22 protein-coding genes and 1 pseudogene are annotated in these 22,897 nt (G+C 69.6%); 11 read left to right on the forward strand and 12 right to left on the reverse strand.

Annotated elements, in window-relative coordinates; translation table 11 throughout:
- Positions 1-5: 5 nt before the first annotated feature.
- From ED92_RS30990 to ED92_RS31005, 4 genes are read left to right on the forward strand one after another with little or no spacing between them, the layout of a single operon-like run.
- Positions 6-632: a hypothetical protein gene (locus ED92_RS30990; protein ID WP_037344399.1), complete on the forward strand. Its 627-nt coding sequence runs from the start codon at positions 6-8 to the stop codon at positions 630-632.
- Complete coding sequence (locus ED92_RS30995; RefSeq protein ID WP_037344401.1) at positions 632-3,709, forward strand: ATP-binding protein; 3,078 nt, start codon at positions 632-634, stop codon at positions 3,707-3,709. The genes ED92_RS30990 and ED92_RS30995 overlap by 1 nt, the downstream gene beginning before the upstream one ends.
- Before the next feature lie 53 nt (positions 3,710-3,762).
- Positions 3,763-7,131: a hypothetical protein gene (locus tag ED92_RS31000; RefSeq protein ID WP_037344402.1), complete on the forward strand. Its 3,369-nt coding sequence runs from the start codon at positions 3,763-3,765 to the stop codon at positions 7,129-7,131.
- A gap of 55 nt (positions 7,132-7,186) precedes the next feature.
- On the forward strand, positions 7,187-7,864 hold the full coding sequence (locus ED92_RS31005; RefSeq protein ID WP_037344405.1) for a DNA alkylation repair protein: 678 nt from the start codon (positions 7,187-7,189) through the stop codon (positions 7,862-7,864).
- Positions 7,865-8,077: 213 nt separating this feature from the next.
- On the opposite strand, the gene ED92_RS31010 is transcribed toward ED92_RS31005, so the two are convergent.
- A complete protein-coding gene (locus ED92_RS31010; protein ID WP_037344407.1) occupies positions 8,078-8,461 on the reverse strand; it encodes a nuclear transport factor 2 family protein in 384 nt (127 codons plus the stop codon).
- A gap of 124 nt (positions 8,462-8,585) precedes the next feature.
- Between ED92_RS31010 and ED92_RS31015 the strand changes: the two genes are divergently transcribed.
- Entirely contained in the window at positions 8,586-9,134 is a 549-nt protein-coding gene (locus ED92_RS31015) for a PadR family transcriptional regulator (protein ID WP_037344409.1), read from the forward strand.
- Between the two features lie 5 nt (positions 9,135-9,139).
- A complete protein-coding gene (locus tag ED92_RS31020; protein WP_037344634.1) occupies positions 9,140-9,562 on the forward strand; it encodes a VOC family protein in 423 nt (140 codons plus the stop codon).
- Positions 9,563-9,568: 6 nt separating this feature from the next.
- Here ED92_RS31020 and ED92_RS31025 read toward each other — a convergent pair whose 3' ends face one another.
- Positions 9,569-11,395 carry a glycoside hydrolase family 5 protein gene (locus tag ED92_RS31025; RefSeq protein WP_369797441.1) on the reverse strand — a complete coding sequence of 609 codons (1,827 nt, stop codon included), beginning with the start codon at positions 11,393-11,395 and terminating at the stop codon, positions 9,569-9,571.
- Positions 11,396-11,471: 76 nt separating this feature from the next.
- Between ED92_RS31025 and ED92_RS31030 the strand changes: the two genes are divergently transcribed.
- From ED92_RS31030 to ED92_RS31040, 3 genes are all read left to right on the forward strand, one after another.
- The gene (locus tag ED92_RS31030) at positions 11,472-12,020 is read left to right on the forward strand and encodes a cysteine hydrolase family protein (RefSeq protein WP_037344412.1); all 549 of its coding nucleotides are present in this window, start codon (positions 11,472-11,474) and stop codon (positions 12,018-12,020) included.
- 63 nt (positions 12,021-12,083) lie between these two features.
- The gene (locus ED92_RS31035) at positions 12,084-13,070 is read left to right on the forward strand and encodes an aldo/keto reductase (RefSeq protein WP_037344414.1); all 987 of its coding nucleotides are present in this window, start codon (positions 12,084-12,086) and stop codon (positions 13,068-13,070) included.
- On the forward strand, positions 13,070-13,504 hold the full coding sequence (locus ED92_RS31040; protein WP_037344416.1) for a VOC family protein: 435 nt from the start codon (positions 13,070-13,072) through the stop codon (positions 13,502-13,504). The genes ED92_RS31035 and ED92_RS31040 overlap by 1 nt, the downstream gene beginning before the upstream one ends.
- Positions 13,505-13,506: 2 nt before the next feature.
- On the opposite strand, the gene ED92_RS31045 is transcribed toward ED92_RS31040, so the two are convergent.
- The 6 genes from ED92_RS31045 to ED92_RS31065 form a co-directional block, all read right to left on the reverse strand.
- Positions 13,507-14,088: a hypothetical protein gene (locus ED92_RS31045; RefSeq protein ID WP_037344417.1), complete on the reverse strand. Its 582-nt coding sequence runs from the start codon at positions 14,086-14,088 to the stop codon at positions 13,507-13,509.
- A gap of 204 nt (positions 14,089-14,292) precedes the next feature.
- Positions 14,293-16,602, reverse strand: a complete 2,310-nt coding sequence (locus tag ED92_RS31050) for a PQQ-dependent sugar dehydrogenase (protein ID WP_200882762.1) — start codon at positions 16,600-16,602, stop codon at positions 14,293-14,295.
- A gap of 114 nt (positions 16,603-16,716) precedes the next feature.
- Positions 16,717-17,139, reverse strand: a complete 423-nt coding sequence (locus ED92_RS31055; protein ID WP_037344423.1) for a YkvA family protein — start codon at positions 17,137-17,139, stop codon at positions 16,717-16,719.
- Positions 17,136-17,258, reverse strand: a complete 123-nt coding sequence (locus tag ED92_RS43690; protein WP_255355383.1) for a hypothetical protein — start codon at positions 17,256-17,258, stop codon at positions 17,136-17,138. The genes ED92_RS31055 and ED92_RS43690 overlap by 4 nt, the downstream gene beginning before the upstream one ends.
- Positions 17,259-17,479: 221 nt before the next feature.
- Complete coding sequence (locus tag ED92_RS31060; RefSeq protein WP_235213401.1) at positions 17,480-17,917, reverse strand: hypothetical protein; 438 nt, start codon at positions 17,915-17,917, stop codon at positions 17,480-17,482.
- Positions 17,918-17,984: 67 nt separating this feature from the next.
- Entirely contained in the window at positions 17,985-18,416 is a 432-nt protein-coding gene (locus ED92_RS31065; RefSeq protein ID WP_037344426.1) for a PPOX class F420-dependent oxidoreductase, read from the reverse strand.
- 179 nt (positions 18,417-18,595) lie between these two features.
- On the opposite strand from ED92_RS31065, the gene ED92_RS31070 reads away from it, so the two are divergent.
- Positions 18,596-19,375: an endonuclease I family protein gene (locus ED92_RS31070; RefSeq protein WP_037344429.1), complete on the forward strand. Its 780-nt coding sequence runs from the start codon at positions 18,596-18,598 to the stop codon at positions 19,373-19,375.
- Here the strand turns inward: ED92_RS31070 and ED92_RS31075 are convergent.
- Both ED92_RS31075 and ED92_RS31080 read right to left on the reverse strand, forming a co-directional pair.
- Positions 19,372-19,878, reverse strand: a pseudogene (locus ED92_RS31075) (N-acetyltransferase family protein); the annotation flags it as partial. The gene ED92_RS31070 and the pseudogene ED92_RS31075 sit on opposite strands and share 4 nt — an antisense overlap.
- A 19-nt stretch (positions 19,879-19,897) precedes the next feature.
- Entirely contained in the window at positions 19,898-20,638 is a 741-nt protein-coding gene (locus ED92_RS31080) for a dienelactone hydrolase family protein (RefSeq protein WP_235213402.1), read from the reverse strand.
- A 135-nt stretch (positions 20,639-20,773) separates the two neighbouring features.
- Between ED92_RS31080 and ED92_RS31085 the strand changes: the two genes are divergently transcribed.
- Positions 20,774-21,745, forward strand: coding sequence for a GlxA family transcriptional regulator (locus tag ED92_RS31085; RefSeq protein WP_037344435.1), 972 nt, complete (start codon positions 20,774-20,776; stop codon positions 21,743-21,745).
- A gap of 139 nt (positions 21,746-21,884) precedes the next feature.
- Here ED92_RS31085 and ED92_RS31090 read toward each other — a convergent pair whose 3' ends face one another.
- Both ED92_RS31090 and ED92_RS31095 read right to left on the reverse strand, forming a co-directional pair.
- Positions 21,885-22,181 carry a DUF1330 domain-containing protein gene (locus tag ED92_RS31090; RefSeq protein ID WP_037344437.1) on the reverse strand — a complete coding sequence of 99 codons (297 nt, stop codon included), beginning with the start codon at positions 22,179-22,181 and terminating at the stop codon, positions 21,885-21,887.
- A gap of 32 nt (positions 22,182-22,213) precedes the next feature.
- Positions 22,214-22,765 (reverse strand): hypothetical protein, encoded by a 552-nt coding sequence (locus tag ED92_RS31095; RefSeq protein WP_037344439.1) that lies wholly within the window; start codon positions 22,763-22,765, stop codon positions 22,214-22,216.
- Positions 22,766-22,897 lie beyond the last annotated feature (132 nt).

Below are 22,897 nucleotides of genomic sequence, written 5' to 3' on the forward strand. Positions count from 1 at the left end.
CACGGATGACGGATCGATTGGGACAGAAGCAGACCGCGGCGATGCTCGTGCTGATGGTGATCGCGCGCGAGGTGTCGAACCCAGAGCTGAACGAGATGGTGGGTTTCAAACTCGATGGGAAGGAACGCCGCCAGCTCAATGAACTCGATTTCGTCGCCAGTGAGAAGCGCGGACGTCCCTTCTACCACGAGCTGACCGAGCGCGGCTGGGCCTGGTGCGAGGAGGAACTGAGCCAGGAAGAGGCGCCGCCGCCCAGGGGCAGTCTGGGCAGCGCGCTGTACGTCGTGCTCGGCGGGCTCGGCAGACACCTCCGGCGCGAGAAGCTCCGGCTCGCCGACCTCTTCATGCCCGAGGTCGACCTGACGGTGGAGGAGATCGAGTCCCGGATCCGGATCGCCTACCGCAAACTGTCCCGTTCGCCGCGCGACTGGGTCTCGTTGGTGGAGCTGCGGCCGATGCTCGGCGAAGCGTCCGCTGTGGACGTCGACGCGGTACTGAAGGAACTCAGCCGGTCGGGACAGGCGCATCTGGTGCCGGAATCGAATCGCAAGGCGCTCACGGCCGCCGATCACGAGGCGGCGATCCGCATCGGCGGTGAAGACAACCATCTGATCTCGATCGAGGCGCCGTGATGGACGAGCTGAGCGCGCTCGCGGCCCTGCGATTCGACTGGGCCGACACCCCCGATCACGTGTGGCGTGATTCGCCGTATCACGTCGACGGCCTGCACACCGGTGTGCTGAAGCAGGTCAGCTCGGGGATCAAGGAGGCCGTCGCCAGCGACGGCCCGAGCCCGATCGGGCTGGTCCTCCAAGGGAAGAAGGGCGTGGGCAAGACCCACCTGCTCGGGCTCGTCCGGAAGCAGGCCCACGACGCCCGCGGTTACTTCTTCCTCAACGACCTCACGGCGGGCGACGCGTTCTGGGAGAACACCGCCGAGGCGATGCGCAGAGGTCTTTCGCGGCTCGACGGCTCCGGCGTTCCTCAGCTCACCAGCTTCCTGCGGCGCGTCTGCCTTCGCGCGAGCATCGATGCGAACGTCACCAAGAAGATCCTGGACGGGCGTGGTCTGTCGAGGGCCGACGTCGACACGTTCGTCGACGGCCTGCGCACTCTCGATCGGGATGTCGCCAGGGAATGCGCAGACACGGCGCGGGCACTGGTGCTCTACGCGAGCGAAGACCCGAGCAAGAACTACGTCGGGGACGACTACCTCGGCGTGTTCGCGGAGTCGAAATCCGGAGACCGTCGCAAATGGGGGATCCGGTCGGACCCCAAATCCGCGAAGACGCAGGTCAGGAACATCACGCGGCTGCTCGCGCTCACCGGGCCGATCGTGATCGCCGTCGATCAGCTCGACACCCTGGTGGCCCGGTCCGCCGTCGGCCAGCGGCAGGTGCGGGACAGCGACGAACAGGACCTGCTCGTCGCCCAGATCGCGGACGGGCTGATGGGCCTGAGGGAGGTGACCAGAAGGACCATGACGGTCCTCGCGTGCCTCCCCGGCACCTGGGAGCTGCTCAAGGAGAAGGCCACCGACACCGTCCCGGATCGCTTCCGCGAAGCCTTGATCCTCGGCCGGGTCACCGATGCGGAAGTCGGCAGGGCCTTGGTCGAGAAACGCCTCGGAGTCGCGTACGAGGCGATGAAGTTCGTTCCTCCCAATCCCACGTGGCCGGTGGCCCCGTCGGCCTTCGACGGGGAATGGGAGGAGATGTCGCCGCGAGACGTCCTGAAGCGGATCGGCGCGCACATCGACGCCTGCGTCCGGGCGGGCCGGGTGATCGAGCTGACCACGTTCGACGAAGGCGGTGTGCGCTCGGCCGGACCGCCGCGGCCGGCGATGGCCGCCGATCGGTTCGCGGAACTGGACAAGCGGTTCGAGGAGTACCGCTCGGAGGCTGAACCGTCGGCCTTGCTGGATCCGAAGGTCGAGGACAAGGTGATGCCCCGGCTGCTGTCGGCCGCGATCCGGGGATGGATCACCGAGGTCGGCAACGACAACATGGAATGGGTCCATGGCGCGAAGAGCGACCGGAACGAGCTGCACGCCTGGCTCACCCGAACGGTGGACGAAGCGTCGGACCTGGAGGAACACTGGGCGTTCCGGGCCATCGCGGCGTCGCATCACATCGCCGCGCTGCACCGGTTCCGCAAGGCGCGATCGGCGGCCGGGGTCCGGAAGGGCGCGGAGAACCGGCATCTGGTGCTGCTGCGCAACCCGGCGTGGTCGCCAGGGGTGAAGACCCAGGCGGAACTCAAGGAATTCTTCAAGCAGGGCGGTAAATCCCGGGGAATGTCCGATGCGGACATCCGTACGTTCTGGGCGCTGGACAAGATGTTCGCCGAGGGAAGCCGGGAGCTGCACGAGTGGCTCGTCGACCGGCGGCCCGCCGGCCGGTCGGAACTCCTGTCGGAGGTCCTGCCTGAACCATTGCCCCGAGCGGTGTCCACCGAGACGTCCCCGGCGGCCGAAGGGGAGGTCACCCTCGGCACCGTGTCGGGCAGCGGGAAACCGGTCCGGATCGAGCTGGCGGCCCTGCGCAAGCACGCCGCGGTGTTCGCGGGTTCGGGGTCCGGGAAAACGGTGCTGCTGCGGCGGATCGTGGAGGAGTGCGCGCTGCAGGGCGTTTCCGCGATCGTGCTGGATCCGAACAACGACCTCGCCCGCCTCGGCGACGCCTGGCCGGAGCCGCCCGAGGCCTGGGGAGCGGACGACGCCGGGCTCGCCGAGCGCTATCTGGCCGAGACCGACGTCGTCGTGTGGACGCCGGGGCGGGCCGGTGGCAGGCCGCTCGCGTTCCAGCCGTTGCCCGATTTCGCCGGTGTCCTCGACGACGAGGACGAGTTCAACGCGGCCGTCGAGGTCGCCGTGGCGGCACTCGCACCGCAGGTGAAACTGACCGGCAGCACGGGGAAGGCCAGCGTCGGGCTCGCGGTGCTGCGGCAGGCCGTCGTGCACCACGCCCGGACCGGATCACGGAGCCTGCCCGCGCTCATCGAGGTGCTCGAAGACCTGCCCGACGGGGTGAGCACGTTGAACGACGGGCGAAAGCTGGCGGCCGAGCTGGCCGAGCTGCTGAAGGCCTCCATGGTCAACGACCCCCTCCTGGCGGGCGGCGGCGAGCCCGTCGACCCGGCGCTCCTGCTCGCTCCCGGGGAAGGCAAGCGGGCACGGGTATCGGTGATCAGCTTCATCGGGCTGCCTTCGGAGAAGCAGCGGCAGAACTTCGTCAATCAGCTCCAGATGGAACTCTTCGCCTGGGCCAAGCGGAATCCGGCAGGCGACCGGCCGCTCGGCGCCCTCTTCGTCATGGACGAGGCACAGATGCTCGCCGCGTCGGGGACGCTCACGGCGAGCACCCGCAGCACCATCGTGCTCGCCTCGCAGGCGCGGAAATACGGCCTGGGACTGCTGTTCGCGACACAGGCGCCGAAGGGCTTGCACAACCAGGTCGTCGGCAACGCGATGACGCAGTTCTTCGGCAGGCTCAACAGCCCGGCGCAGATCGCCGCCGCGAACGAACTGGCCAGGGCCAAGGGCAGCCCTGTCGACGACATCTCACGGCTGGAACGCGCCCAGTTCTACGTGTCGGGGGAGGCGTTCGGCTTCCAGCGGGTGACCACCCCGCTGTGCCTCACCCACCATCCGGCCAGCCCGCTCAGCGTCGAGGAGGTGCTGGCCCGCGCCCGCGGCGAAGCCGAGTGAAACCACAGCCCGTACGCATCGACAACTGTGCTCGCTGGAAAGGATTTCGCACCATGGCAGGAATCTTCATCACCGTCCGAGCCGGTGACGGCCAGGACCGGCTCCGCGGTCTCGACCGGAGTCTCGGTCACGTGTTCGGAAAGGACCGGATCGTCCGGTCCGGCGACGCCGCGTCCGTCCTGGTGGTGCCGATCGGCACCGAGGGGCTCGACGAAGCGGTCCAGGAGGAGGTCGCCGAGGCCTCGCGGCTCGGCAAGAAGATCGTCGCGGTCCTGGTGGACGACGCCGTCATGCCCGGGGAAATCACCGCTGATTCCCACCGGCGGATCGGCGGACGTACGGCGGAGCAGGACATCGCGGGCCTGATCACCGAACTGACCCGGGTCGCCCCGGAATTGGGCATCGGGGTCGTCCCGGGCCTCGAAGATCTGGCCGAGTGGCTCGAATCCTGGCGGGACGAAACGCGTCCCGTCCTGCCCGAGAGCCTCCCGCTGCTCGGCCGCGCCCGCGAAATGGACCGGCTGTGCGACTGGCTGGACGCCGAGCCGTCGGTCCTCCCCGTGTACGCGGGCAGCCGGACCGAGGCGGCGGCGTTCGTCGCGACCGCTTTGGCGGCCCACCGTCCGGGGCTCCGGGCGGTCCGGGTGTCGAGCCCGGAGGCTTGGCGTCAGTGCCGCGACCTGGACGGGCCGTTCGTCGCCGTGGTGGACGGCGTCGAGGTGGGAGAGGAGACGATCGGCGGCCATGTCGTCGTGGTGCGGAGCACGCCGGACCGTGCCGGTGGCGATGTCCTGGTACTGCCCCGGATCCCGCGCGACGAGGCGGCGGAGGCGTTCGCGGCGGCCGGTGTCCCGTCCGCCGACGCGACCGCCTGGGCCGACCTCGCCCGGCGGAGTTTCGGTGCCCTGCGCCGCAAGCTCGCCGTCGCCGGTGATCTTCCGAAATGGGTGAACCCGCTGGAGCGCGATCTCGCCGCGCCGTTGCTGCTGATCGGCCGGTGGTCGGCCGGGGCACGGCACGATCTGGAGGAGATCGCCGCGATCGCCGGCCGGGAGATCGACGAGCTCACACGCTTCTTCGCCAGGGCCGAGACCGGCGACGACCCTCTGCTCGCCCGCTCGGGCGACGTCGTACGGCTGGCGGATCCGCACGACGCCTGGACGCTTCTCCACGGCAGGCTGAGCGCGCAGGATCTGCGTCGCTGGCACGAAGAAGCCGTCAAGGTGCTCACCGAGCGGGAGCCGGGCCGGAAATGGTCGGCGGACATGCGGCAGGGACTGGCGCGGAGCGCGGCACTCCTGGCCGCCGAGGGGGACACGGCGCTGTCCGGCGGCGTCTCGGGCGCCGACCACGCCACGCGGTTCGTCCGCGAAGTGCTCGGCCGGGCCAACGACGACGGGGACGGAGTGCTCTGGCGTTCGCTCGCCGATGTGCTGCCCTTGCTCGCCGAAGCCGCTCCTCACGAGTTCCTCAGTGCCGTCGACCATGCGCTGACCAGCGACCCGTCGCCGCTGAGCGGCACCTCCGAGGGGCTGATCGCGGCGCTGGAAACGGTCGGCTGGTCCGACGACGCGTTGCCGATGGTGGTCTCCCTGCTGGCCGAGCTGACGCGGCCGGGGCGGGAGGCAGGCGACCGGCCGCTCGAATCCCTGATCACCCTCGTGCAGCCGTGGTACCCGTACCTCGACCTGCCCGGCGGGCAGCGGACGGAACTGGTCAAGGCGATCGGCCGTCGCTCGCCGGAGGCGGGCTGGCGGCTGGCTCTCGCCCTGCTGCGCGGTCCGCGCGGACATCTGCTCGCGAGCCCGAGCCGGCCCCAGGTCCGTCTCGAATGGACGGTCCCGGCGGCGCCGGTCGCCGCCGCCGACGGACCGGAATTCGAGGACGAGCTGGTCGCCTCGGCGTTGTCGGCACTGGCGGAACGGCCGTATCGATGGTGCGAATTCTTCGAACGGCTTCCCGAGCTGAACGCCGCGCAATGGGACCGCGTCGTGGAGGCCTTCACACGGCTGGACACCGAACGGCTCTCGGCGGACGAACGTCTGCGCCTGTGGGGCCTGCTCACCGGGGTGACCGCCGAGCACCGGCATCACGCCGGCGCCGGCTGGACCCTGCCGGAGGAATTGCTGCAATGGCTGGAATCCTGCGCCGAGCTGATCGAGCCCGCGGTCAATCCCGGGCGGCACGGCCTGTTGTTCGGCCGGAACCCGTACCTGGACGGCGGCGAATCCCTCGAACCGGAGGCGCGTGAAGCGGAGATCGGGCGCCTTCGCCGCGACGCCGTCGGCGGTGTCCTGCGCGAACACGGCGCCGCCGGGCTGAGCGCGCTCGCCGCCGAGAGTGCCCTGCCCAGGCTGGTCGGTGTGGTCGCGGCCCACGTCGCCGCGGACGACCTTCGGGAGGACGCACTCGCGGAGCTGGGGCGCGAGGACTGGGCGGCGGGCTGGGCGGGCGAGATGGCCCGGTCCCAGGGCGGCGAATGGCGGCAGGAGGTCGCGATCCTGCTCAAGGAACAGGACCGGCTGGTCGACTATCTCCTGGCCATCCCGGTGGACCACGCGCTGGAGCTCTTCGAGTCCGCCGACGAAGCGGTTCTCGAGGGCTACTGGACGCACGTCGGTCCGTGGCCGCTTCCCGAAGGACAGGAGTCGTTCTTCGTCACGCAGCTCGCGCGGCGCCGGCCGTGGGCCGCGGTCAAGGCGCTCGCGGCGGGGGTGCGCGACGGGGCGGCCCTGCCCGCGTCCCTGATCGAGGAAGTGCTGCTCCAGGCGTCCGCCGACGGTGTCGAGGCCCCCGATCGCAAGGCCGTCGCGAACGTCGGCCCGCTGCTGGACCAGCTGGCCGAGGCCGGTGGTTCGGACGTCGCGGTCGCCCGGTTGGAGCTGCGGTTCCACGCGGCGCTCAAACACCATCGGAAACCGCGGAGCCTGCAGCGGATCCTCGCCGAGCACCCCGGCGCGTTCGTCGAGCTCTGCACCCGGATCCAGCCCGCGGACGACGGCGCCCCGAGCGTGGAACTGGTCGGCGCGTGGCTGACGATCTTCGAGACGCGCACCATGCCGGGGACGACCGATTACGGTCTCGACGGCGCTGCGCTCAAGGCCTGGGTTTCGCGTGCCCGCACGGAGTTCGCCGAACGGGGACGGGCCGAGTTCGGGGACCGGGCGATCGGCACCCTGCTGGCGAGCGGTTCGCCCTTGCCCGACGACGGGTGGCCGCCGGAGCCGGTCCGGGACGTCCTCGACGTCGCTGACGGCGGGTACCTCCGGGAGGGCTTCGCCACCGGGTTGACCGTCCAGGACGGTGACGCGGGGGATCTCGCGCAGCGTCATCGCGGCTGGGCCCGGCGGATCAACGTCGGCTGGCCGCGGGTCGCCGCACTCCTGCGTGAGCACGCCGACGACCTGGCACGACGCGGATAGCGGTCAAGGCGCTCCGGGTGGCTCCTCCACCCGGAGCGCCTCGTAGGCTGGGCGGGTGACCGGGACGACGACGGCCGAGGTGCTGGCCGAACTGGCCGAGCTCGAGGACCCGCGCGCACGCCAGGTGAACGAGAAGCACGGCGACGACCACGGGGTGAACCTCGGCAAGCTGCGCGCGCTCGCGAAGCGGCTGAAGACCCAGCAGGAACTCGCGCTGGAGCTCTGGGCGACGGACGACACCGCCGCGAAACTGCTCGCGCTCCTCATCTGCCGCCCGAAGGCGTTCGGACGCGACGAGCTGGACCGCATGGTGCGCGAGGCCCGCACCCCGAAGGTGCACGACTGGCTCGTGAATTACGTGGTCAAGAAGAATCCGCACGCCGAAGAGCTGCGCGTGGCGTGGTCCGCCGATCCGGACCCCGTGGTCGCGAGCGCCGGCTGGGCCCTGACCACCGAACGGGTGGCGAAGAAGCCCGAGTGCCTCGATATCGCCGGGCTGCTCGACGTCATCGAGGCGCAGATGAAGACCGCGCCGGATCGCCTGCAGTGGGCGATGAACCACTGCCTGGCGCAGATCGGCATCGAGCACCCCGAGCACCGGGCGAGGGCGATCGGCATCGGGGAGCGGCTGGAAGTGCTCAAGGACTATCCGACCCCGCCGAACTGCACGTCGCCGTTCGCGCCCGTCTGGATCGCGGAGATGGTGCGGCGGCAGGACGCCGGCCCCCATTGACGTTGCGAACGTGGCTTTCGTGACACCGCCGCTGGGGCTTGTCCAGTTCCGGTGTGCCGCAGACGGACGACACTCGTGATCAGACGGACGACACGCGTGTCCGGACGGACGACTCGCGGCGGACCTGGCCGCGTACGCGTGTCGTCCATCGAGTCACGCGTGTCGTCCGTCCGATCACACGCGCCGTCCGGCCAGTCACGTGTACCCGCCCGTTCAGCCGAGCGCGTCCGCCTTGATGGCCTCGAACTGGGCACCCATGCGCCCCGCGAGGGCCTCGGCCGCCCGCAACGGGCGGACCATCACCTTGAAGTCGACGATCTTGCCCTCGGCGTCGAAGGTCAGCAGGTCGCAGCCGTTGATCTGAAGCCCGTCGACGGTCGCTTCGAACTCGTACACGTGGTGCACGCCGTCCTGGATCTCGCGGACATAGCGGAAATCCTCGAACACCCGCAGGACCCCGCGCAGGATCGCCGCCGTGATCGCCTTCCCCTGGTAGGGCTTGAACGCCACCGGGCTGGTGAAGACCACGTCGTCGGCGAGCAACGCCTCGATCGCGGCGGCGTCCTTCGCTTCGACTGCTTCACGGAACGTGGGCATGGCGATCTCCTCATAGTCAACTTGTTGAGTAGATGCCGTCGAGCGTAGGTGATCACCGCTCCGCTGTCCAACAAAGTGTCTAGTCAACTTTGCGACTAGTCGCCGCGGTGCTTATCATCGCGCCATGGCGCTGCGGAACGCGATCCTCGCGACGCTCCTGGACGGCGAGTCCTCGGGCTACGACCTGGCGAAGAGCTTCAACGCGTCGGTCGCCAACTTCTGGACCGCGACACCGCAGCAGCTCTACCGCGAGCTGGACAAGATGGAATCGCAGGGTCTCGTCGCGGCCCGGGTGGTCGAACAGGAACGACGTCCCAACAAGCGGCTCTTCTCCTTGACCGACGCCGGCGCGGCCGAACTCGCCGGCTTCACCACGCGGGCACCGAAGCCGACCGCGATCCGCGACGAACTGCTGGTGCAGGTCCAGGCGGCCGAGGCGGGCGACGACGAGGCGATCCGGCGCGCCGTCGCGGACCGGATGGCCGTCGCCGAAACGAAGCTCAAACGGTTCGAGCGCCTTCGGGAGCGGTTGCTCGGCGACTCCACCGAGACTGAGTTCCTCGCCACGGCGCCCCGCGTCGGGCCGTATCTGACCCTGGCCCGTGGGATCATGTTCGAACAGGAGAACATTCGCTGGTGCGAGCAGGTTCTCGCGGTGCTCGAACAGAGGTGAACGGCTTGGTTGAGCGGAAAAAGGGGCCGAAGTTCCGTCAGGTGGTGCTGGACGGCACCGACGTCCGCGCGCTGGCGGAGTTCTACCGGCGCCTGCTGGTCTGGGACTATCGCCCCGGCGACGAAACGCCCCCGCCCGGCGCCGAGGACAAGGACTGGCTGGTGCTGCGGAACCCGGACGGCGGGGCGCAACTCGCCTTCCAGCAGGTCGATCGGCTGGAAGAGGCGAGCTGGCCGGAGCCCGAACCCGTGCCTCAGCAACTGCACCTGGACCTGACCGTGGACTCGGTCGAGGAACTCGACGAGCAGCACGCCCGCGTCCTCGAACTCGGCGGGCGGCTCCGGTACGACCGCAGCGACGACCCGGAGGAACCGCTGCGCGTCTACGCGGATCCGGCGGGGCATCCGTTCTGTGTCTTCGTCGCCTGAGCGCGCTCAGGCACGGCAGAGCACCGCGTCCGGAGTGCGATTCGAGCCGACACGGCCCGTGTACGCGACACCGGCGACGTATTCGCCCGGAGCGCATTGCCCCTTGTAGTGGCCCGAGGCGAAGTCGCCGCCGGGATTCCCGGACGGCCGGTTGTCGCCGCGGTCGAACCAGACCGTCCGGCCGGTGCTGCCCAGCGGGGTGGCGGACCGGCCGCAGAGGAGCGCGGAGAACGCCGCGCCGGTGACGCTGTAGCCGACGGCGGCGTGCCCTGGCGGGCATTGCACCTTGGTGTAGCCGGAGGCCCAGTCGGTGTCCACATAGGACTCATCGCGGACCACGACGTATCCCGTCGGCGCGGCGAACGTGCCGGTGCACAGGCCCCGGTTGCCGGTATGGGCAAGGCCGCTGAGCCGCTGGCCGTCGGGGCAGGCGCCCTTGCGAGCGCCAGGATTCCAGTCCGTCATGGCGCGAACCTTGCGCGAGGCCAGGAAATCGGCGTAGTCGAGGTTCAGCATCGACCAGCGCTCGGCGTCGGGGATCCGGCCGGAGCGGGACGGCGCGTCCACCAGCCGTCGCCAAGCCGGGCCACGCCAGTCCGCGCCGTCGAGCACGTCGACGCGCCTGCCGCCGGTGTCCCAGGAGAGCAGCGACCAGCCGTTGCCCGTTCCGCCTTCGTGGAAACCGACCGCCGGCCAGTAGGCGAAGTCCGTGTCGGTCTCGGCGAGGTAGCCGACGAAGTTCTCGAACCAGGCACGGCTCGCCACGTCGGTCGTGTGACGGCCTTCGCCGAACTCGCTGATCCAGAGCGGTGCGGTGTAATGCTTCCCGCTCTCCGCCGAGACGAAGAACGCTTGCCGGTGAAGGACATCGCGAAGTTCCTGGGGTGACAGGTCACGGTAGCGCGGGTCGTGGGTCTCGCCGGTACCGGTCGCCCCGGAATGGTTCGGACCGGTGTAGCCGTAGAAATGCGCGGCGTAGACCAGTTTTCCGGAGTCCACGAGCGTATGCGAGAGCGTCCGAGCCGGCTCCAGCGTCGGCCTTCCGTGGGGAAGGCCGTCGACGGGCAGGCCGGTCCAGTTGATGCCCTCGACGATGAGCAGCAGATCGGGATTGGCCTCGGTCTGGATGCGGTCGGCCGCCCGCTGGCTCGCGCGTTGCCAGTCCGTGCCGTTTCCCCAGCCCCAGTTGGGATCGTCGAAGACGTTCCGCCGGACCTCGTTGTACAGGTCGGCGCCGACGACCCGCTTGTTCGCGGCGTAGCGGCGGGCCATGAACAGCCAGTCGTCCTGCCAGCTCTGCTCGGTTTGCGCGGTGTTCCAGCGTTCGTTGCCGTCGAGACCGCAACACCAGCGCGAGGTCGTGGTGTGATTGTTGAGGATCACCGCGAACCCGCGCGCGGTCAGCCGCGCGACGACGCGATCGTAGACCTGCAACGGGGTCAGGCCGCGCAGTCCCGGGTTCGCCGGGAGATCGGGGACGGGCTTGGTGTCGTGGATCATCGCGTTGGAGAAAGGCAGCCGGACACTGTTCAGGCCCAGTTCCGCGAGCCCGTCGATGACGGTGTCGATCGACGCGCGGTCCAGCCCGAGCGGCGTCTGGTAGGCGATCTCACCGGCGTGGTGCGAGGCCGGATCGTTCACGTCGCCCGAACCGGTCCAGGTCCCGCTCGCGCCGTGCCAGTTGGCGGCCTTCAGCTTGAACCGGTCGCCCGTCGCGTCGACGATGTAGCGGCCGCGCGTGCTGAGCGGCGCCACCCAGCCCGACGGATCCGCCGCGGCGACGGCGGGCGGGGGAATCACGATTCCGGCGGTCACCAGGACGGCGAGCAGCACACTCTTGATCCTCACCCGCCGGAGGCTAGCCACTCGCGCGGCCGGTTGTATACGGACGATCGGGTAGCTTGCCCGCATGACCACCGCGTTGATCATCGGTGACCTCCAACGGGGTATCACGGGCAATTACCCGTTCACCGGAACAGTCCTGCCGCCGATCAAGAGTCTGCTGCCGCGGGCGCGGGCGGCCGGCGCGCTCGTCGTGTTCGTCCACTTCGCACTCCGCGGCAACGGGACCGACCTGCCCGCCGGGAACGCTCTGTTCAAGTCGTTCCACGAAGCGGGGGACACCTTCCACGAGGGCTCGGCCGGGACCGAGATCGACCTGCCGGTCGCCGACGAGGACGTGGTCGTGCTGAAACGCCGGGCCAGCGCGTTCGCCGGCACCGATCTCGATCTGGTGCTCCGGGCCCGGGGCGTCGACACCGTCGCGATCGCCGGGGTCGCGACCAGCGCGATGGTGGCCGCGACGGCCTACGACGCGGCGGATCGCGGCTATCACGTGACCGTGCTGCGCGACGGTTGCGCCGACGGGGATCAGGCGATGCACGACTTCTTCGTGGACACCGTCTTCCCGAGCCGAGGGTTCGGGGTCGTGACGTGCGCGGACTGGCCCGGCGAATAAATCGCGCGAGCGAAGCGCCCGGATGTGGCACGGTGATCGGCGAGCTGATCGAGGGGGCCGTGGATGGAGACGAAGCGACTCGGGCGCACCGACGTCGAGGTGACGAGGCTGGGCTTCGGCGGTGGACCGCTCGGGGGCTTGTTCGCGCCACTGGACGACGACACCGCGGCGGGGGCGCTGGCCGCGGCCTGGGACGGCGGGATCCGGTACTACGACACGTCTCCGCATTACGGGATCGGGCATTCCGAGCGCCGCGTCGGCGAGTTCCTGCGCTCGCGGCCGCGAGATTCCTACGTCCTGTCGACGAAGGTCGGCCGCCTGCTGATTCCCCAGGAACCTGACGGGAAGCTGGATCCGGCGGGCTTCCACGTCCCCGCGGCGCACCGCCGGGTCCGCGACTTCACCCGTGACGGGATCCGGCGCAGTGTCGAGGATTCGCTGGAGCGGATGGGCCTGGACCGGATCGACGTGCTGTACCTGCACGACGCCGAGGAGTACTTCGACGACGCGCTGCGCAACGGCTATCCGGCCCTCGCGGAGCTGCGGTCGGAAGGGATCGTCGGCGCGATCGGCGCCGGTATGTACGACACGGCCATGCTGACCACTCTGGTCAGGGAGACCGATGTCGACGTGGTCATGCAGTCCGGGCGGCACACGCTGCTCGACCACAGCGCGCTCGACACCTTCCTCCCGGCGTGCGAGGAACGCGGCGTCTCGGTGATCGCGGCGTCGATCTTCAACTCCGGGCTGCTCGCCGTGCCGCGGCCGGCCGAGGGCGCGTACTTCGACTACGCCGCCGCCACACCGGAGGTCGTGGAGCGGGCGAACCGGATCGCCGACGTGTGCGAGGCGCACGGCGTGACGCTTCCCCAGGCGGCGATGGCCTTCCCGCTGCAACATCCGGCGGTCGCCGGGATCGCGGTCGGGATGCGGTCCGCCGAAGAAGCGCGAAGCAACTTGGAATCCTTCGAAGTGAAGGTCCCCGCACAGGTATGGGCCGATCTGCGGGCCGCGGGCTTGATCCGTTCGACAGCGATTAGGGTGGACTGATGGTGTCGGTCAAACAGGTACAGGTCACGTTCGATTGCGCGAAACCCGAGCGCCTCGCCCGGTTCTGGTGCGAGATCCTGGGCTACGTCGTGCCGTCGCCGCCGGAGGGATTCGACACCTGGGACGACTACAACCGCACGTTGCCGCCCGAGAAACAGGACGCGGGCTTCGCCTGCAGTGACCCGACCGGTGTGGGCCCGCGGCTGTACTTCCAGCGCGTTCCCGAAGGCAAGGTCGTCAAGAACCGGGTGCATCTCTGCGTGCGGGCGGGCACCGGCCTGGTGGGGGAGGAGCGCCTCGCCGCGCTCCAGGCCGAATCCGACCGCCTGACGGCGCTCGGGGCGGTGCAGCAGCGTGTCCTGCTCGCCGACGAGGAGAACGAGTCGTGCATCGTGATGCAGGACATCGAGGGCAACGAGTTCTGCCTGGACTGACATCAGCCGATGGTGCGGATGCTGAACGTCGTGACGCAGAAACCGCCGTCCGCCTTGAGATCCGAGATCACGATGCCCTTCGCCGACCGTCCTTTGGCGACTCCGGCGACGTCGGCGAGCACGAACCGGGACGTCCCGTTGACAGAGGTCACCTGAACACGTGACCCCAGCGGGATCAGGGAATCGATCTTGTCGTCCATGAACCGCTTCTGCGCCTCGCAGGCCAACGCGATCGCCCCCGGTTTGTCGCTTCCGGCGATCTTGGTGAGGAAGTCCACGATCACCTGAACGCCCTGCGCCGGCGGCGTGGCCGGGTTCCTGGTGGGGGTGATCCTCGGACGGCTGACCCTGGTGCTGGTCGGGCTTTCCGTGGTGCTCGTGGGCGAGGAGGTCGTCGCCGGGCTGGAGGTGGGGGTGGGCAACGAGAGCCCGGGACCCTTGCGGAGCAGGAAACCGGGGGCGGCGAAGCCGGTGATGCAGAAGGCGACCAGTGCGATCACCGCGACGAGGATCCCGACGGCCACGCCGGGCTTGACGGTCGCGGGGCGGTTGTTCTGCTGGTCGGGCAGGCCTGGGTAGGTCATCGGAGGCACCTTCCGTGCGGGATCTGGATGCGCGATCCGACGGGGGCTCTCCGATGGGGGTTCCGATCCTTTCGGGGTTCTTACGGCTTCGCGAAAGGCGTGCTGGAGTACTCCATTATGGACGGTTTCGGTGCCTCACGGTGGTCGTGAGTGGCGTTTCGGGTTAGAACCCGAAACGCCACTCACGACCCGCTGTATCGGCGGTCAGCAGGGGTTCAACAGCCAGCAGAGCCGATAGTTCGCCTGGTAGGTCGTGGACGTACCGGGCGCGATGATGTTCTGCGCCCGCGCGCCGCCGTGCGCCCAGCCGGTGAAGGCGTACTTCAGGTTCAGCGGAGGCAGTTTCTGCGGGCTGTCCGCGCTGATCGAGTTGGTGGATCCCGCGATCACCGTCCGGGAGAACGGCGTGCGTTGCTGCGCGCCGCCGACGGTGAGCGTCGCCTGGCTGGGACTGGAGGTGAAGTTCAGCGACACCGTCTTCGGCTGGAGGTCGACGGTCTTGCTGCCGGTCCGGCCGGTCGAGTCGGTCGCGGTGAGAGTCAGCTGCAGGTACGACGGGTAGTCGTGGTCCGGCGCGACGAACGACCCGGACGCGACGCCGGGGAAGTCCTGGACGTTGTGCGTATGGCAGGTGCCGTTGGTCGCGCAGTGCCGGATCGCGAGCCGCCACGACAGGGCCGATGCCGGGAGCTGCCCGTCCTGGGCGTCGACCGCGCGGCCCGAGAAGGACACGGTCTGGCCGACCGACCAGGTCAGCGTCCCCGCCGGGCTGTCGATGACGGGCACCGGGTCGAGGCCCTCCGGGTTCCCGACGGTCACCCGCACCGTCGTGGTCGCGCTCGCGCCGTGGGAGTCCGTCACCCGGAGCCCGGCGTCAACGGCGGCTGCCGCGGTGTAGGTCCAGGTGGGGTCGGCGGCCGACGAATCGTCGTACGCGCCGTCGGCGTCGAGGTCCCAGGCGTAGGACAGGGTGTCCCCGGCGTCCGGGTCGGTGGACGCGGTGCCGTCGAAGCGCACCGTCAGCGGCGCCGGTCCGCTCGACGGGGTCGCCGTGGCCACCGCGGTGGGCGGCCGGTTGGTCCCGCTGGGATGGCTGACGCGGCGGAGTTCGCCGCTGCCGAGCGCGACGTAGAACAGGTCGCCGCCCGGGCCGGTCAGCACCTGCACCGGGACGTTGACGCCGGTCACGAAGGGCACGAGACGGCTCGCGTTCGGCTGGCCGTCGACGGTCTGCATGGCCCAGATGCAGCCACGGGAGGAATCGGCGAAGAACAACGCGCCGGAATACTCGGCCGGGTAGTTGCTGCCGGATTCGAACGCGATGCCGCTGATCGAAGAGCCACCTGTGGGGCAGGGGTCGCTCGCGACCACCTTGGCGCGGTGGTTGTAGGCGTAGTACGGGGCGGAGTGCCCGCCGGAGGAGTAGAGGGATTCGCACCGGTCGAGGTTCGCGCCGTCGTAACCGGCCTGCCTGGCGTTCCCCTCGAAACAGGGCCAGCCGAAGTTCTCCGCCACGCTGTCGCCGACGTCGGCGACGCGGTTGATCTCTTCCCAGGTGTCCCAGCCGACGTCGCCCGCCCAGAGCTCGCTGGTGCCCGGCCGGAAGCCGAAGCGGAACTGGTTCCGCGCGCCATAGGCGATCACGCGCCGCGCGTTGGCGTCGGAGCTGTTCGCGAAGGGGTTGCCGGGGACGCCCTCACCGGTGTCCGGGTCGATGCGCAGCAGCGTGCCGTTGAGCAGGACCGGTTGGCCGGCGGCGCGTCGCGGCGACTGCGAACGCAGCGCGCCGCCTTCGGCCGAGGGTGGCGTGAGGTTCGTCCCGGCGGGTGAGGGCGGATCGGCACAGGGGTTCCCCACCTGGCCGTAGTCGGCGAACGAGAAGCTGGCGCCGTCGCCACCACCCGCGTACAGAGCGCCGTCCGGGCCGAAGGCGAGTGCGCCGACCGAGTGGCTGGGGAACTGCTGGCACCAGCCTGTGACCAGCGGTTTCTCGCTCACGGCCGTGCCGGCCGAGCCCATCGTCAGCTGGGAGACACGGCCGGTCACGACGCAACCCTTGTCGGTCGCGCCCGGCGGGGTCGGGCAGGCGTCACCCCAGCGCGGCGCGGTGCCGCCGGGTTCCGCGTCGAGGGTGTACGAGACGTAGACGTACGGCCTGGCGGGGAAGGCGGGGTCGACGGCGAGCCCGAGCAGGCCGCGGTCCCAGAAGTCCTGCGTCTGCGTGCGGAGGTCGGCGAACACCGTCGCCGTCGGGTCGGCGAGCGAGTCGAAGACCTTGACCAGGCCGCTCTTCTCGGCGACGAACACCCGGCCGTCCGGGGCGAACGCGGTGGCGGTCGGCGAGCTGAGCCCGCCGATCGCCACCGTGTCGGTGAAACCGGTGGGCACGGCGGCTTCGGCCGGTGCCGCGGCGACGAGCCCGACCGCGAGCGCACCGACCAGCGGGCCGATGACACCCACCGCCAGCGCGCGTCGCGATCTTCGGGGAAACAGGAAACGACGGGAATTCAACACGCGAATCCTCCTGCGGCGGGGACCGGACGGAACAAGACAGCTCTCCGGTATGCCGCAGGAAGGCCGAAAGTTGTTACGCCTCCGACAGGAAATGCGCACAACTCGCTAAACGGATCAGGGTGTGGCGGCGGGAAATCCGGTCAGGCGGGCCAGTGCGTCGAAACCGTCGTCGGTACCGGGCCAGTGCGCGCGGACGGTCTCGAGCCCGGCGCGGCGGACGACGCCACGCAGGACGAGGGTGACGATGATGGCGTCGTCGGCATAACCCAGAACGGGGATGAAATCGGGGACGAGGTCGATCGGCAGGGCGAGGTAGACCAGCAGCAGCGCGAGCCTGATCCGGACGCCGCGGGGCAGTGTCCTGTCCGCGGCCAGACGGCGGATGAGCCGCAGGACGTCGGGCAGCAGCCGCAGCGCTTCCCGGAGCAGCCCGCCCCGGGGCCGGGCGAGCACGAGTGCCACGACGAGCGCGAGCCACGCCAGGAGCAGCGCACCGGCGACGCCGAGCAGCAGATCCCACCAGAACGAGCCGGTCATCGCTTCGTCCCCGCCCGGATCTCGGACGCTTCGGCGCGCAAGGCGGCTTCCTCGAAGGCGGCGAGTTCGGCCGCGGCCAGCTCGACGGCGTCGCGGGCCTCGTTCAGTTCGGCGATCACCACACGCTCCTCGGCCGGCTCGGTGAACGCCATCGGCAGCGCACGGGCCGTCAGACCTGAACCCGCAGCGAGTCCGGTCCGCCGGCGGTGGACACGCCGATCACCAGCCAGTTCCGGCCGTCGGATTCGTCGGTCACGGTGCCATGTTACGCCCGCAACACCGGCCTGGCTCAGCCGTAACCCTGGTCGGCGGTAGGCGCGACTTCTGCTCCCGTCGCGGCCTAGCGCGGCATCGTCAGCAACGTGGGTGCCGCCGGGATCGAGTCACGGTCCACGGAAAAGACGGTGAGGAAGTAGTTCGCCGTAGCGCAATTGACGTTCTCCCCGCCGGTGAGCTTCGCGGTCAGTGTGTCGCGCTCGATGGTCAGTTCGGCGCCGTCCTCGGCGCAACCGGGCACGACGAAGGCGAAAGCGCGCCGATCGGCCGGCGGTGCGAACGACAAGGCGGCACGAACCTCGTCCGGTTTCGCGAGCTTGGCGCGTTCCAGGATGCGCTGGAACTCCTGCCCCTCGGCCGTTCCCAGTTCCGCGGGCTTCAACCCAGCCGGCCGAGGCGCCGAGCCGAGTTCCACGAAGGACTCCAGCTTCGCCTGTCTCGCGCCGGCGCCGGCGCCGCATCCCGCCAGGAGCAGGAGGAGGCACAGTGCGATCCATCTCATGTGCCGAGGACGTGATGGGCGGGTCATTCGGTTGCATCACCGCCACCTATGTCCACAAAGGACTGACTCAGTCGAGACGTCCGCGCCGGAAGGGCTCGACCCCGACGACATGGCGGACGCGCGTCGGCTCGACGAGAACCTTCACCCGCCGTTCTCCGGGAATCCGCCATTCGAACCTGTCGGTGCCGACGTATTTCTTCGCCAGCCGGTCCATACAGCGATCCGCCTCGTCGCCTTCGACGAACTCCACGGCCCGGCCGTGGATCACCACCCGGTCGTAGGGATCGGCCGTGTCCAGGCACGACAACGACACGCGAGGATCGCGGCGCAGGTTCTCCTCCTTCACCCGGCCGATGGCGGTGTTGAACACGATGAAGTCGCCTTCGATGTCGACCCACATCGGGGATACCTGAGGCGAACCGTCCTGGTTCACCGTGGCCAGATGCCAGAAGTTCGGTGCCACGACCCAGTCGCGGATCTGCTCGTTCAACTCGGCCACGCGGCCCTCCAGTGAGTCACGATCAGGACGACGATTGTCGCGTGACCGGCCGCGGATGTCACCCGTCGGCTATTGACAGACATGACAGTATTTTTCCAACTAGCTGACTAGTGCGTTGCCTGGGTCGTGGTCGAGCGGACGACGAGCCGGGCAGGCGCCTCTGGGGAGAGGAACTGTGCATGCAGCCGACCCGCCGTATCTCCTTCGTTCTCGCGCTCGGCGCCGCGGCGGGGCTCGCGTTCGCGCCACCGGCTCTCGCGGGGCCGGTGTCCGGTGACGACTACTACCAGGACGCGCTGGGCAAGACCGGCCCCGAGCTCAAGGCCGCGTTGCACAAGATCATCAGTACCGGCACCAAACTGACCTACGACCAGGTGTGGGACGGGATCAGGGCCACCGACGAGGACCCGGCCAACAAGGCGAACGTCGTGCTGCTCTACAGCGGTCGCTCACAGGCGAAGACCGCCAACGGCGGGGGCGTCGACGACTGGAACCGGGAACACGTCTGGGCCAAGTCTCACGGCGACTTCGGCACGGCCGTCGGGCCGGGGACCGACCTGCACCACCTGCGCGCGGAGGACGCGTCGGTCAACAGCACCCGTGGGAACAAGGACTTCGACGCCGGAGGCTCTCCGGTTGAGGAGGCGCCCGGCAGCCTGACCGACGACGATTCGTTCGAGCCGCGGGACGCGGTCAAGGGCGACGTGGCGCGCATGATCCTGTACATGGCCGTCCGCTACGACGGCACCGACGGTTTCCCGGATCTCGAACCCAATGACGCCGTCGACAACGGCTCCAAACCCAACATCGGCCGGCTCTCGGTACTGCTGACCTGGAACACCCAGGACCCGCCCGACGCCACCGAGCAGCGCCGGAACCAGGTCATCTACGACCAGTTCCAGCACAACCGCAACCCGTTCATCGACCACCCGGAATGGGCGGCCTCCATCTACGGCTAGCCGGCGAGCTTCCGGTAGAAGCACACCCGGTCCTGGCCGGGGCCGTCGTAGTCGCCGTGCACGGGAAGACCGTCGATCACCCGGTCGCCGTCTTCGAGCGTGAACCCCATGGCGCGATGGAAGGCGATGGATCCGGTGTTCGCCGGGGAGGTGATCGCGCGGACCTCCGTGCGGCCCTCCTCGGCGGCGTGCCGGAAGAAGGCCGTGTACAGGCGGCGCGCCGTCCCCTGACCGCGGAGTTCCGGATCCACGCCGACGAAATGGATGTACGCCTCGACGTCGTTGTCGGGGGCGTGAAAGCCGACGAGAAACGCCCTGATGCCGGTTTCGTCTTCCAGGACCAGGCTCGTCCTGGAGAAGAACTGGAGGAACAGCTTGGGCAGCAGCAGCGAGAGTTCGCGGGCCTCGGCGGGGGTGCGCGAGTCGCCCCACCACCGCTGGACACGGTCGACGATCGCGCTGTGATCGGCGACGTCGGCTCGGCGCATGTCGTTCTCCTCTCGATGCCGTGGCCGTTCGTTTCTACAGGCGCTCGGTGAGGAACGCGAGGATCTCGTCCCTGGCCCGCACCGTGGGGTGGCCTTCGGCGTCGACGAGGTGGGCGGTGACGACGCTGTGCGGGGTGCCGACCACGTCACGGAAGAACGGCGGCGGGTCGGTGTTCGCGGCGGTGTCCGGCAGGACGCGCCCGTCGAAGGCGTCACCGAGAAGAGCCCGATAAGCGGCGAAGCGTTGTCCGGTGCACCAGCGGTCGCCCTCGAAGCGGTAGGCGAGCACCTTCAGGCCGTCGCGCGAGATCCGGTCCCGGAGCGCGGCCGCGTCGTCGTCGCCGAGTTCGAGGCCGCCCGGGTCGTCCAGCGGCAGTGACGGGTGGTTGACCACGGGGGCGATCACGGCGGGTTCGAGTGCCATGGTGAGCGCGAAGTTGCCGGTGAAGCACAGGCCGATGGCGCCGACCCCGGGACCGCCGCATTCCGCGTGGACGATCCGCGCGAGCCCGCGCAGCCATCGCGTGACGGGGCTGGTGCCGCCTCCGGCGAACGCCCGGAATTCGGCGCTGACGCAGGCTCGGCGGACCACTTCTTCGCCTGCCTCGGCGGTGGGGTAGGCGCCGTCGACCCCGAAGAGTGAGGGGACGTACACGGTGAACCCCGCGTCTCGCACCCACCGTGCGAACCGGAGGACGTCGGGACTGATGCCGGGCATTTCCGGCATCAGCACCACGCCGGGGCCGGAACCCGCGACGTGAACGGTCTTCGTCACGCCGTCCACCTCCACCGGGCGGTGGGAAAAGTCGGCGATCGCATCATCGGAGTGTTCGCGCATGACCGCAGCTTCGACGAGGGTGACTATCAAGGGAATGGGCCGGATCGCCGGATATCGGGTTAATCTCGCCACGTGTTGCGAGTCGGTGTCCTGGCGTACCCGGGCTGCTTCGCGTCCGAAGTCTTCGGTGTTCCCGATCTGCTCACCATGGCCACGTACCTCGCCGGCCCGGACCATGCCGGGTACGAGGTTTCCGTCGTCTCGCAGCGCCGCCGGGTCGTCGCGTCGGGCGGTGTCACCTTGACCGTCTCGCCGTTGCGCGAGGTCGACGTCCTCGTCGTGCCGGGTTTCGAGCACATGCCCGGCCAGGACATCGACGCGAAGCTGGCGCGGCTCGCTGGAGAGGTCGAGGCGATCCGTTCCCACGCGGCCGCGGGCAACGTCGTCGTCTCGATCTGCGTCGGCGCGTTCCTGCTCGCGGAGGCCGGGCTCCTCGACCATCGCCGCGTCACCACCTCGTGGCTCTTCGCGGACGAGCTGGCCCGACGTCGTCCAGAAGCCCTGGTCCAGCCAGAGCATCTCGTCGTCACCGACCGGGGAGTCACGACGACGGCGGCCTTCAGCGCCATGTACGACTTCGCGCTCGGACTGATCCGGGAACACAACGGTGCCGAAGTGGCACGGAAGACGGCGCGGGTGGCGCTGGTCGACGACGCGCGGTCTTCGCAGACGCCGTACGTCGACGCGCGGCTGCTTCCGCGGCCGGGCAACGGGTTCGCCCGCCCGGTCATGCGCTGGCTCGACCAGAACCTGGCCGCGCGCTACGACCTCGCCGCGCTGGCCGGACGGTTCAACGTCAGCACCCGGACGATGTTGCGGCGATTCGCGGCGGAAGCCGGGCAGAGCCCGCTCGAATACCTGCACTCCTCACGCGTCCGGCGCGCCCGCCATCTCCTGGAGACCACGGACCGTACGGTCGCCGGGATCTGCGCCGCCGTCGGCTACCGGGACCCGGGGACGTTCGCCGCTCTTTTCGCGAAGCACACCGGACGGCGGCCGCGGGACTATCGCGCCGCCTTCCGGCGGTCGTCGCCCGGGTCGTGAAGGCCTCCTTGAGGGACCCAGAGTCCCTCAAGGAGGCCTTCACGGACGCCGGCCGCCGAACCCGCCACCATCGGACGGGTTTGCGATCGGGGCGCGGCCCGGGCGGGAGGTTCTCCCGACGCGGGTGCCGACTAGGACGTCAGTCGAGGCCTTCGACGATGCGGAAGTCGCGCTCGAACCCGTCGGGGAGTGCGGCCAGCGCCTCCTTGTAGGCCGCGCTCTCGTATGCGGCGACCGCCTGCTCGAAGGTGTCGAACTCGATCAGGACGACGCGCTCGGCGATCCCGGCTTCGTGGGCGACGACCCGGCTGCCGCCGCGGGCGAACGTCCGCCCGCCCGCGGCCTTGACGGCCCGGCCGGCCAGCTTGTTGTAGGCGTCAAGCGCCTCGGGGTCCGCGATGGTGGGGTAGACGCTGACCCAGTAGCCCTTGGGCATGGAACCTCCAGTGTTCGGATGGACTCGTGGCGCTAGGGGACCAGGTCCGGCCGGACCCTCGCGATCTCCTGGGTCAACTGCCGGACGATGGCGCTGCTCGGCAGTCTCAGCTCCACTTCGGGGCCGGGTGTGGGCGGGCGCGTGAACAGCTTTGAGTGGCGGTTCTCGAAGTGACGGTCTTTGGGAGTGAACACCAAGGCGGACAGGACGGCCTTCGAGTTCGGATCGCCCTGAACCGGCGGGCGCGATTCCTGGCCGCGCACCGAGCGCACCTCGTCCCATCCGATCAGGTCGGATTTGCGGCCGGCTCTCCACCACAGACCACGTTCGTCGGCCGCGAAGCGAATCATGTGCGGGACGGAGCCGATCATCAGCATCAGGCCGCCCAGCGCGAGCGCGCCGAAGAGGAAGGACGCGGGGCCCTCGGGCATTTTCGATCTCGGCGACGGCGTCCCGACGTCCGGGACGATGGCGGCCAACCCGAAGAAGACCAGCATGGCCAGTCCGCCGATGAACAACCAGCGACTGGATCGGTACTCGACTACGGGTGTCCCCGGGGTGGGTGACCATGTCTGTTCGGGCACGACCGGCAGCGTAACCGAAGGTGGCTCGGTTGCCCGTACGGGCAGCACGGCGTACCCGAAGGTCTGCCGTCGCGAGACTGGCCGGTCGGCGCCATCGCGATCATCGTGGGAAGACCGCCGTCCGAGGAGGTC

The organism is Amycolatopsis sp. MJM2582 (assembly GCF_000754115.1).
In the GTDB taxonomy this organism is placed as follows: Bacteria; Actinomycetota; Actinomycetes; order Mycobacteriales; family Pseudonocardiaceae; genus Amycolatopsis; species Amycolatopsis japonica.